Origin of the sequence: Candidatus Chordibacter forsetii (genome assembly GCF_964187505.1) — a bacterium.
Taxonomy (GTDB): Bacteria; Verrucomicrobiota; Verrucomicrobiia; order Opitutales; family Seribacteraceae; genus Chordibacter; species Chordibacter forsetii.
This window is the reverse complement of the sequence record NZ_CAXLML010000080.1, coordinates 1-11135: the sequence shown is the minus strand read 5'-3', so window position 1 is coordinate 11135 and position 11135 is coordinate 1. Positions and strand designations below refer to the sequence as shown.

Annotated in this window: 10 protein-coding genes and 1 pseudogene; 5 read left to right on the top strand and 6 right to left on the bottom strand. The window is 40.6% G+C overall.

The features are described 5' to 3' along the window. From lpxD to ACKPQ4_RS03740, 3 genes are all read left to right on the top strand, one after another. The coding region (gene lpxD, locus ACKPQ4_RS03750) for a UDP-3-O-(3-hydroxymyristoyl)glucosamine N-acyltransferase (RefSeq protein ID WP_407679872.1) at positions 1-621 on the top strand (621 nt) is incomplete at its 5' end. A gap of 8 nt (positions 622-629) precedes the next feature. Continuing rightward, on the top strand, positions 630-1580 hold the full coding sequence (locus tag ACKPQ4_RS03745) for a ribose-phosphate diphosphokinase (protein ID WP_407679871.1): 951 nt from the start codon (positions 630-632) through the stop codon (positions 1578-1580). A 66-nt stretch (positions 1581-1646) separates the two neighbouring features. Continuing rightward, complete coding sequence (locus tag ACKPQ4_RS03740; protein ID WP_407679870.1) at positions 1647-3056, top strand: trypsin-like peptidase domain-containing protein; 1410 nt, start codon at positions 1647-1649, stop codon at positions 3054-3056. Between the two features lie 55 nt (positions 3057-3111). On the opposite strand, the gene pyrE is transcribed toward ACKPQ4_RS03740, so the two are convergent. Continuing rightward, the gene (pyrE, locus tag ACKPQ4_RS03735) at positions 3112-3681 is read right to left on the bottom strand and encodes an orotate phosphoribosyltransferase (protein ID WP_407679869.1); all 570 of its coding nucleotides are present in this window, start codon (positions 3679-3681) and stop codon (positions 3112-3114) included. 459 nt (positions 3682-4140) lie between these two features. Further along, positions 4141-5892, bottom strand: coding sequence for an ABC transporter ATP-binding protein (locus ACKPQ4_RS03730; RefSeq protein ID WP_407679868.1), 1752 nt, complete (start codon positions 5890-5892; stop codon positions 4141-4143). 52 nt (positions 5893-5944) lie between these two features. On the opposite strand from ACKPQ4_RS03730, the gene ACKPQ4_RS03725 reads away from it, so the two are divergent. Next, complete coding sequence (locus ACKPQ4_RS03725; protein ID WP_407679867.1) at positions 5945-6397, top strand: DUF5069 domain-containing protein; 453 nt, start codon at positions 5945-5947, stop codon at positions 6395-6397. A 14-nt stretch (positions 6398-6411) separates the two neighbouring features. Here ACKPQ4_RS03725 and ACKPQ4_RS03720 read toward each other — a convergent pair whose 3' ends face one another. The 3 genes from ACKPQ4_RS03720 to ACKPQ4_RS03710 all read right to left on the bottom strand — a co-directional run bounded on the left by ACKPQ4_RS03720 (position 6412) and on the right by ACKPQ4_RS03710 (position 8979). Then, positions 6412-7854 carry a PP2C family protein-serine/threonine phosphatase gene (locus ACKPQ4_RS03720; RefSeq protein WP_407679866.1) on the bottom strand — a complete coding sequence of 481 codons (1443 nt, stop codon included), beginning with the start codon at positions 7852-7854 and terminating at the stop codon, positions 6412-6414. A gap of 17 nt (positions 7855-7871) precedes the next feature. Next, positions 7872-8225 carry an STAS domain-containing protein gene (locus ACKPQ4_RS03715; protein ID WP_407679865.1) on the bottom strand — a complete coding sequence of 118 codons (354 nt, stop codon included), beginning with the start codon at positions 8223-8225 and terminating at the stop codon, positions 7872-7874. Positions 8226-8511: 286 nt separating this feature from the next. Continuing rightward, a complete protein-coding gene (locus ACKPQ4_RS03710) occupies positions 8512-8979 on the bottom strand; it encodes a redoxin domain-containing protein (protein ID WP_407679864.1) in 468 nt (155 codons plus the stop codon). A 150-nt stretch (positions 8980-9129) separates the two neighbouring features. On the opposite strand from ACKPQ4_RS03710, the gene tyrS reads away from it, so the two are divergent. Beyond that, a complete protein-coding gene (gene tyrS / locus ACKPQ4_RS03705) occupies positions 9130-10305 on the top strand; it encodes a tyrosine--tRNA ligase (RefSeq protein ID WP_407679863.1) in 1176 nt (391 codons plus the stop codon). A gap of 11 nt (positions 10306-10316) precedes the next feature. Here tyrS and ACKPQ4_RS03700 read toward each other — a convergent pair. Next, positions 10317-11135, bottom strand: a pseudogene (locus ACKPQ4_RS03700) (excinuclease ABC subunit UvrA); the annotation flags it as partial.

Sequence of the window (11135 nt, the reverse complement as noted above, 5' to 3'; positions counted from 1 at the left end):
GGTCCAAATTGCACGATCAATACTCATTGCCACATTGGAATGGGTACAACGATCGGTGAAGGCAGTGTATTTTATCCAGGAGTTAAATTGTTGGCCCGCTGCCAGATAGGTAAACAAGTAATTTTGAATGCAGGAGTTGTAGTGGGCTCTGAAGGCTATGGCTTTGATCAGGGTGATGGAAGTCATCAAAAAATTCCTCATCTTGGAAAAGTCGTCATCGAAGATAATGTAGAAGTCGGGGCAAATACTTGTATCGATCGAGCTAGGTTTGAAGAAACCAAGATAGGCCAAGGTACCAAACTTGATAACTTGGTTCAAGTTGGTCACAATGTCAAAATTGGTAAAAATTGTCTGATCGTTGCTCAAGTTGGAGTAAGTGGAAGCGTGCTTATTGAGGATGAAGTAATCGTTGGCGGACAGGCTGGATTTGCGGGACATTTAAAAGTTGGAAAAGGGGCAAAGATTGCTGGCCAAGCTGGTATAACTAAAGATGTAGAGCCAGGGGCATTTCTTAAAGGTAACCCAGCCCTTCCCTTTCATTTGGCTCAAAGGATTTCTGTATTACAAAGAAAATTGCCAGATCTTTTCAATAGGTTTGCCCAAGAAAAAAGCAAAGAGTAAACAAAGAAATGCGAAACGGTACTAACCTAAAGATTTTTAGCGGTAATTCGAACCTCCCTTTGGCAAAAGAAATATGTGCCTACTTGGATATGGAAATAGGAGATGCCTTAGTTACTTCATTTCCCGATAGTGAAAGTTTCGTTCGGTACAACGAAAATATACGGGGAATGGATGTTTACCTTCTCCAGTCGACTAATTCCCCAGCAAATCACAATATCATGGAATTACTGATCATGATAGATGCCGCAAGAAGGGCATCTGCTGCGAGAATTTCTGTGGTTATTCCTTTTTTTGGATATGCCCGGCAAGATCGTAAAGATCAACCTCGTGTTCCAATCACCTCAAAATTGATCGCCAACCTTTTGGTTGCAGCTGGAGCTAACCGAGTACTTACGATGGATTTGCATGCCCAGCAAATTCAGGGATTCTTTGATATTCCAGTTGACCATCTATATGCCTCCCCCGTGTTTTTTGATTATATGCGAAATCGAAATACGGAAAATATGACCATTTTCACTCCTGATGTAGGTGGTATGAAAATGGCCAGTGCCTACGCTGAGGTACTGGGTTGTCCATTAGGGTTTGTAGCAAAAAGAAGAACAGGGGCAAGTACGGTAGAGGCAACCAATTTAGTTGGCGAAGTGGAAGGTCGAGAAATTTTAATTATTGATGATATGACTGAAACAGCTGGTACCTTGACCGCAGCAGCTAAGCTTTTGAAAGAGCGTGGGGCCAAGAGAGTTTCTGCGGTAATTAGCCATTGCGTGCTTAATGAAACCGGGAAAGAGCGCTTACAACAAGGTCACTTGGATGAATTAGTTACCACCAATTCTGTAAATATGCAGGTAGATAATTTACCTATTACTCAATTGAGTGTGGCTCCTTTGCTTGGGGAAGCAATTCAAAGGACACATACCGACAGTAGCATATCGAGTTTATTTGAAGTTAAGGGATTCTAGATTTAAGTTTACAGAATTCAGGTATTTCCAAGACAATTTTGCTTACCAATTTCGCTTCTACTTTTGATGCGTCAAAAGATTATATTTTTAAATTACAAGTTAGCTTGGATTTCTTTTTTCCTTATTGTTTGGAACGCGTTTGGAGAAAAAAAAGGATTTTCACTTAAAGTTGATGAGACCGACCTTGATCGGTTGGCGGCAAATCCTATACAGAGTTACTCGAGCATCCTCGGTAAAGCTACTCCAGCAGTAGTTGCGGTTACTACCCAACAAGTTGTCAGAAGATTATATCCTGGTGCAGGTAATCCAATCGAAGATTGGTTTAGGCGTTATTATGGGCTCCCACGAACAAATCAGCCAAGGATAGAAGAAGAAAAAGTACCTGCTGGAATAGGTTCTGGCGTGCTCGTTTCTCCGCAAGGTCATGTGGTAACAAATGCGCATGTCATCTCAGATCCAAGAACTGGAGAGTTAATGGAAGAAGTGGTGGTTAAGCTTGGCGAGCAAAAGGATTACCCTGCAACAATCATTGGCTATGACCACACTACAGATATTGCTGTACTCAAAATCGAAGCTGACGAAGAACTCCCCTTTGCCACACTTGCGAATAGCGATCAGCTACAAGTCGGTGATGTGGTTTTTGCCGTTGGTAATCCACTTGGAATTGGGATGACAGTAACTATGGGCATTGTATCTGCCACAAGAAAATCGGAATTAGGGATTCTTCGCGAAGATGGTGCTTATGAAAATTTTATTCAAACAGATGCATCTATCAATCGGGGTAATTCTGGCGGAGCTCTTTTAGATGCACGAGGAAGATTGGTTGGTATTAATACGGCCATTATTTCACAAACTGGAGCCAGTATAGGAATTGGACTGGCAATACCTGTTAATATGGTACGCCGGGCACTCACTGATTACATGGAGGAAGGTAAAATACGAAGAGGTTTTTTAGGAGTATCCTTAGAGCCAGATTCGAATGGAAATGCTGCAGTTGTTGCTAGTGTGGTCTCTGGAAGTGCGGCGGACGAGGCAGGCTTTTTGGCTAATGATAAGATTGTAAAAGTAGGAAAAAAACTCGTTTATTCAGTAAACCAAGCGAGGGTAGCCATTTCTCAAACTTTGCCAGGGGCTCAAATTCAAATCGAAGTTTTAAGAAATGGAGAATCCGAAACTCTCTATGCAATTCTTGGGTCAATGTCGGAGGGAATTGTTCCTATTCCAGGTCTTGATTTGACAGCCCTCACCCTTCAAAACCGAGAAGAATTTGATATACCCGATTCTGTTAGAGGTGTTTTAGTTTCTCGTTCTTCTGGAGAAAATGAAACATTCAAAAAGGGTGTGGTCCTAGTTGAAATTAATGGTTCTCAGATACTTGATGTGGGCGATGTTTCTGAAAACCTATATTCCGGAATTAATCGCTTTTATGTTTGGTATCGTGGAAATTACAGATTTCTTGCATATCGCATTCCGTAATTTGCATTATTCAGTTTTAAATAATTTTGGAACCAAACTATGTATACTACTCAGTTTAGCTTCCGGGTTTGGTAGCCGGTATACTTTGCAAATGTTCGGGTAACTGATCTACTGAATAAGTCGGAAAATTCATCTTCAGAAGAGACATAAAGGTAATGCCGAAATTGATTGGCTCAACACTACGATCCACCAGGGATACAGCACCTAAAAAATCACAGGGATGCTTGTTTATTATGTTGATTGCTTCCCGAACCCTTCCACCTTTGGTCACGACATCTTCAACTAAAAGTACTCGGTCTTTCGGATGAATCATAAAGTTTCTTCTCAAGGCAAGCTTGTCGTTCACTTTTTCCAAAAAAATGAAGCGAGAGCCAAGTTGCCTTGCCATTTCTTGGCCAATTACCAGCCCACCCATTGCAGGGGCAATTATTAAATCAACCTGACTCCAAGGAATCTTTTCGATAAGCAGTTCAGCTAGTCTATTGACTTTATCTAAATGCTGGCAAACCTGGGCACATTGGAAAAAATGCTCGCTTCTTAATCCCGAACGTAAAATGAAATGACCCTTGAGCAGAGCTTGCGTTTCTTCGAAAATTGAAATGACTTCTTTATCAGTTTGGTTCATTGTAAATGACTTACCAAAGAACAAGGCTTTCATAGAAGCAAACCAATTTAAGAATAAGAATATTCTTTTTTAGTTTCCCTGTTATCTGTTGTTCGCCAACTTTGCTGTTCAGTGAATGAAATTAAGCATGAGATGTATTTGCAGTTCCCTATTTATGCTATAGTAATTGTAATTTATTACTTAAGATGAACTGGTCAAAAGAACTTTGGTTTGCACTGTTATTCATTTCCGTTGGTTTTACAGTTTGGCCTTTGATGGTGTACTACTTGGGACTTGCTCTCGGAATAAGTTTTTTTGAGAGCACAACTCTAAGAGTTTGGGCAGAACAAATTGTTTACGGCCCATTGGGAGAGTTCAGTTTGCTTTTCTTACGAAGCCTAGTCTTCCTTTTCACTCCATATTTGTTTTTTAATTTTTTGCGAATAATCCTCTGCAAGGCAGGCCAAGAGAGTTAGTCTTTCAAACCAGTTTTTTCTGCAAATTGCAGTATTTAGCATAAGCTCCATCAAGCATCATCAATTCTGGGTGCGTACCTTTTTCAAGAATTTGCCCTTTTTCTAAAAAGATAATTTCATCAGCCTCACGAATGGTACTGAGTCGATGGGCAATAATAAGTGTTGTTTTATCTTTAATTAAATCATGTAGAGCTTGTTGGATTTGTCGTTCTGTATCTACATCCACACTTGATGTGGCTTCATCCAAGATGAGGATTGGGGAAGATTTTAGCATAGCTCGGGCAAGGGTAAGTCGTTGTTTTTCGCCCATGCTCAATCTTACCCCTCTTTCTCCAATTAAAGTATTCATACCTTCAGGTAATAGCCTAACGAATTCCCATGCGTGAGCTGCTTTTAAGGCTCGTTGTAATTCATCTTCGCTCGCATTTTCGGATGCTAAGAGTAGATTTTCCCTGACGGATGTATCGAAGAGAAAGGGGTCTTGAGAAACCAAGCCAATATGAGTTCTTAAATTACTTAATGAGAGCTGGCTTACATTTTTTCCGCCAATGGTAATTTTTCCCTCATCCACATCATAATAACGAAGTAACAGACTAGCGATTGTGCTCTTGCCGGCTCCTGTAGGTCCGACTAAAGCGGTGGTTGAGCCGTGCGCCAAGGTAAAGGATAGGTCCTTAACCACAGGGCTTCTTTCAGCATAAGAAAAACTTACTTTGGAAAATTTAATTTCTTGCTCGATAAGAGGGAATGGAACTGGGTGGGTAGGACTTTCGACCTCAATAGGAGCGTCTAAGATTTCAAAAACTCTTTCGCCCGAGGCTTTTCCTGCAGCGACAAGATTATTAATTCCAACAAGTTGTCTAATTGGTTCGTAAAACATATTGGCATAAAGTAGGAACGCGAAGAACTGGCCATTTGAAAATGCTGGATCAGTTTCGAGCAAGTAAGCACCCATTCCAACCACCCCAAGAATCCCTAAGGAGGAAGTAAAGCTAGCCCCTGGGCCTTGAATGGACCAGCGATACATCGCGGTTAGTGAAACCTTTTCGAGCTCCCGAGCAACCTTTGCAAACCTTTTTCGTTCGCGAAGCATAAGTGCGAAGGATTGAATTAATCGATTGCCTTGAATATCTTCGACCAAAAGGGAGTTGAGTTCGCCAGATTTATCGCGAACAGCTCGCCAGTTTTTCTTGGATACACGGGCGTATTGATAGGCCATCCATCCCAAAATGGGGAGGGGTAGAAAAACAATAATCGCAAGTCTTGGTTCTTGAAAAAACATCATAGCTGATACACCGGCTAATGTGAGAACCGCAATCACTCCTTGTTCGGTCCCGTCTAAAATCGCACGTTCCACACTCTGTACATCCTCTAATACTCGAGATGAAATATCGCCACTCTTTCGACGATCATAAAAATTGATTGGTAAACGGAGTAGTTTGTCGTGAAGATCTTGTCGCAAGCGATAGATCACACGTTGTTCGAGCTTGTTGTTGATGCGAATCCGAAAGCAGTTCAATAATTCTTTCAAAAAAAATATGCCCGCGATTAGGAAAATTCCCTTTATGAGTAATGTTCCGTCCCCAATACCCTTTGTAAAAACATTGTCTAAAACCTGCTGAATGACAGAGGGTGCCAATACAGATAACAAAGTCATTACACAGGCTAATGCCAAAGTTCCTCCAAAAAGTAGCTTGTGAAAAAGTATATAGGTACTAACTCTTGAAATTACTTTTGTCTTTTTGGTTTGGCTCATGTTTATAATTTAAAAACAATCACAAAACACTTTTCTTAACTATATTACAAACTTGGACTCAAAAATCATTCACGGACCGACCGGAGCTACTTTACTAGACCTCCCCTCCCCTTATGAGGCTCATTCATCGGGCCTCCTTCACCTGCCCAGGTTTTTGGCAAAAATTCGCAAACATTTGCAAGGGACTTTACCCAAAAGCTACCAACGGAATTTCACTAAAGGTTTTGATGGCTTTCTGTGTCTTCATTTAGGACTTGAAGCTGAGCAGATCATTGCTTGCGTACAAAAGGCTAAAAGCGAAGAAGAATTAAATCATAGTTTAAAGGAGCTTTTACCAAAAGATTTAAGAGTTCATGAATGGAACCGCCGAGTGGTCCAAATCGGAATGTCCGATATGGCACTCGAAAAATTACAAGAAATTAAGGAAGGCCTGGGTGCCTCAGGCCGCGATGAATTACGCTCTTTTGCTGACGTGATTGATTTCGATGAACAAAAAATAACTTAGTATTCAGTCCTAAATTAAACTCGCTTAACTGTAAGAAGAGTTAAGTCATCTCGATCATGGCTTTGTGGACTAAATTTATTTAAATCCTGAATGATTTTTTGATTGATGGACTGAGGATCAAGACCCGCATGTTTAATCAGTTCATCCTTTAGACGAGAAACCCCAAATTCCTCCTTTTCTTGGTTACTAGCTTCAGTTACGCCATCGGTGAATAAACAGAGTAAGTCGCCGCCGGAAAAATCGGTTTCTTCGTTTTTGATAAGACTAGAAAATAAATCCGGCTCGACCATACCCAATGCCATACCGTTTCCTCTTAGTTCCACCACTTCGTTAGCAGCGGTGGAAGCTTTTACAAGTAAGCCTGGTTCGTGACCGGCTCGTGCATAGGTTATTTTATCAGAACGAGTATCGATTACGGCAAGGAAAAGTGTGATGAACATATCCTTTCGAATTCTTGAAAAAAGTTCTTCATTCAAAAGAACAAGAACTTCAGAGGGCGATCGATTTTTATGAACTAAGTGCTTAAGGTGGGTCTGACATAAGGCCATAAGCAATGATGCAGGCACTCCTTTCCCTGAGACATCGGCAATACATAAGCAAAACTTATGGGAAGATAGCTTGTAAAAGTCGTAAAAGTCTCCGCCTACTTGAGCCGAAGGTACATACCTAGCATCGATTTCCAATCCTTTGCTGGGGGGAAAGACTCGGGTCAAGAAAAGTTCCTGAACATCATGAGCAAGCTTAAGGTCACCATCCATTCGGTTTTTTTCAAATCGAAGGTTCATGGCGTCCGAATTTTTGATCGCTAGAGCAGCTTGTTCACCCAATGAATTAATCATCGAAAAGTCTGTTTCGGAAAAAGAAAGCCCATTGGAAGGATTTGCTACTGCGAGAACTCCCATCGTTTGGTCATCATGAATTAAGGGGGAAAAAACCATAGAGCGGACAGATAAAGAGGTATCCTCGTGTCTTATAATTCTAGGATCCTCAATTGCATGTGGAACAAACACTGGCTTGCCGGTTTTGGCTACTTGTCCAACAATACCTTCTCCAGCTTCTAAAATTTCAGAGTTTAATACTTTTTCAATGAAGCGTGCACGTGGAGAAGTTTTTTCTTCCGAGTTAGTCTTGATGGCTCGCTGTGGAGGGAAAAGTCCTTCAACTGCGACTCCCTTTAATCTGCCGTTAGGAAGCTTTTCATAAATACATGCACTTATTGCCCCGGTTGTGATAACAGCAGTATGAACAATTCGTTGATAGAGGACTTTTCTTTCCACTCCTTCACCAATGGCCTCAGCCAAATTGTGCATGAATTCAACTGCAATTTTTTTTTCCTGTGAGAGTTGATTTTTTTGCTGCAATAATTTTTTACGAGAAATTTGCCAACGTTTCCGGCCAATAACCCAAAAACAAAGACCGATCATCAATCCGCCAAAAAACCAAATTAAAGGGTACATATTTTCTGCTAACTAATTTATCCCTCTTTTTTTTGCTCAAGGTAGCTAACGACATCTGAGAACACTTTTAGGTTTTTTTCATTAAGATTCATCAGTGCCTTGTGAGCTTTGTATATCGTATCGGGGTTGGCATTCGATTGGGAAGGTTTGATAGCAAGGTTTTCAAGCTGCACTTCATCCTTTACTTCATCTGAACTTACATTTGCAATCTGGTGAATCCCCAAGTTGCATACGGTTTCTAAATTTCTTCCTCGTAAGTTGAGTAAAGAAATACTGCCCTCATCGGCAGCACTGCGGATTTTCAAAGCAACACTCACCAAGATGCCCAAAAAAGTACTGTCCATACTGGAGCAATCTTCAAAATCAATCACATATCTTTTTTGTCCCTTCTTACCTTGCTCTTCAAAAAAAAGCCGAAGAGGTTCACAATTTAAGTACGAAGCTTTGTTAAGAACCTTTACGAATGCTCGGTCTGGTGTGACATGAACTCGAAAATTAATGTCCACTTCTGTAAACTATTATGCTCTAACTTGCTCACAATCGGAGAAGCCTGCAGGTATTAATTTAAAGGGAAAGCAAGTCACGATTAAGAGATTACCATACCTGGTTTGCGGGTTCTATGAACTTATTAATACCCTTCAAGCTATGATTTTTAAATTAAAGAACTCCTTTGATTTGCGCAAAGTCAGGAAGTTGTTTTGGGTCATCAGAAGACCAAGCTAGTGCAACTGTGCCTTCTTTAGAAATAACAAAAGCTGAACGCTTTGATACCCCTTGAAAGCCGATGAAATCTTCATATAGCACGCCGTATTTTTGGGAAACTTCTTTATTGAAGTCACTAAGTAAAGGGAAGTTTAAACCTTCCTTGATCGCCATTGCTTCCTGTGCAAACGGACTATCTACGCTAATTCCATATACCTTTGCATTTAATTCATCGTAAGCTTTTAGGTCGTCCCTTACCGAACATGCTTCTGCCATGCATACACTGGTAAATGCAAAAGGAAAAAAGAGTAAAACTACATTAGATTCGCCTTTGTGTTCGCTTAAGGTAATGTCATTTAATCCGTCAGGTGTTTTGGTTTTGAGTGTAAAGTCTGGGGCGATTGTGCCAATGTCTAAGGTCATTTTGTCTCTTGGGTAAGGGTTATAAGAAGAGTCTAAATTGGTAAGGTTACATGGGTTTCTTGCAAGCTGAATCATAACAGAAAAGAATGAATCTTTCGTATTCTTCGCTCGTAGAAGTAGCACAATTTATTTATAGAGATCAAATTCGTAATGATTGAAAACAAGTTGTTGGAAAATGCAGAGGTTGTAATTGGGCAAGATGAATTGCTTGATAATCTAAAGCAGGGGCGTAAATTAAAGATTAAGTTTGGAGTTGATCCAACTCGACCTGATTTGACTTTTGGGCACTTGGTTGTGTTTAACAAACTTAGGCAATTTCAAGATGCAGGTCATGAAGCCATTTTATTAATTGGTGATTACACTGCTCGAATTGGTGACCCGAGTGGGCGTTCTGAACTGCGCCCTGAATTAACCGAGTCTGCGGTTAACCAGAATGCTACTACTTATCTGGAGCAAGCTTTCAAGATACTGGACGAATCTAAAACTGTGGTACGTCGTAACAGTGAATGGTTTGGTGAGATGAGTTTTGCTGATGCCCTTTCTCTTACTCGAAGTATGACAGTTGCACGAATGCTAGAAAGAGATGATTTTGAAAAACGTTTTAAATCCAATCAGCCAATTTCCATGGTAGAATTTATGTATCCGTTGATTCAAGGTTACGATTCCATTGTCTTGGAATCCGATGTTGAATTAGGTGGTAATGATCAACTCTTCAACATGTTAGTCGGCAGAAACTTGCAGAAAGAAAAAGGATTGTCCCCGCAAGCGGTGATTACCCTACCTTTACTTGTCGGATTGGACGGTTCTAAAAAGATGTCCAAAAGCTACGATAATTACATCGCTTTTAATGATTCGGCAAAGGATATGTTTGGAAAAACTATGTCTATTTCCGATGAAGTGATGTGGGATTATTATCGTTTGTTATTACTCAAAGACGAATCTGAATTGATTGCACTTAAGCGTTCTCACCCAATGGAGACTAAGAAACAATTGGCACGAGAACTTACCTCTGTTTTTTTTGGTGCTAAAAAAGCTGATGAAGAACTGAGTGCTTTTTCCCAAGTTTTTTCAAAAGGAGAAGACCCAAAAGACATGCCTGAAATTTCTATTTCTCAAGGTTTCTCACAACCCCCAACCCTTTTAAATATCCTTTCAGAATCTGGATTATTTGAATCAAAAGGTCAAATTCGCCGACTGATTAAACAAGGAGCCGTAAAACTAGAAGGAGAAAAAGTAGACAGTCCAGATATTGATCTAGCAACTCTGTCAGCATCCCCCAAAATTCTTAAAGCGGGTAAGAAAATCTTTCTGCGAATAAAGCCGTAAGTTCTAAAGACTCAATTTTGTCTTACTACTTTTCGTAAAAATCGTGTAGTAGGATTTTTATGTTTCTCTAATAAAGATGTTATTGTTCCATGATGTAAGAGTTTGCCACCCTCTTTTCCCCCTTTCGGTCCCAATTCAATAACGAAGTCCGCTTCTGCGATGAGATCGACATCGTGTTCGATCACAACCACGGTGTGACCGTCGTCTACTAATCGATGCAGGAGAAGTATTAACTTTTGGCAGTCTTTTGAATGAAGCCCAATGGTGGGCTCTTCTAAAACATAAAAGTTTTTTTGGACCTTGCCCAACCTTCTTCCTTTAAGTTCGATTCCAGAAGAAAGTTCCGATGCCAGTTTGAGTCTTTGCGCCTCTCCTCCCGAAAGGGTTGGTGAAGTTTGACCCAATCTCAAATAGCCTAGTCCCGTTTCTTTCATGAGGGAAAAGGTTTCCTTAAGCAATTCATCAAAGGAGAAGAAATCTACTGCATCGGCGAAAGTGAGGTTAAGAATTTCGTCGATGTTCTTTCCTCTCCATTTTAAATCAAGGACCTCGTCTTTGTATCGTTTACCGGCACACTCTTCGCACTCAACATATGAATCTGGCAGGAAATTCATTTCCAATTTAATTTTCCCAGCTCCTTTGCAAATTTCACATCTTCCCCCTTTTACATTAAAGGAAAAATCACTTGGCCCAAGCCCGCGAGCCTTGGCTTCGGGTAAGGTGGAAATCAATTCCCTTATGCGGGTCCAGACTCCCAAATAAGTAACCGGAGTGGAACGAGAAGTCTTGCCGATTGGGCTTTGAGTGACTTCGATTGCTTTGGCAAAGAT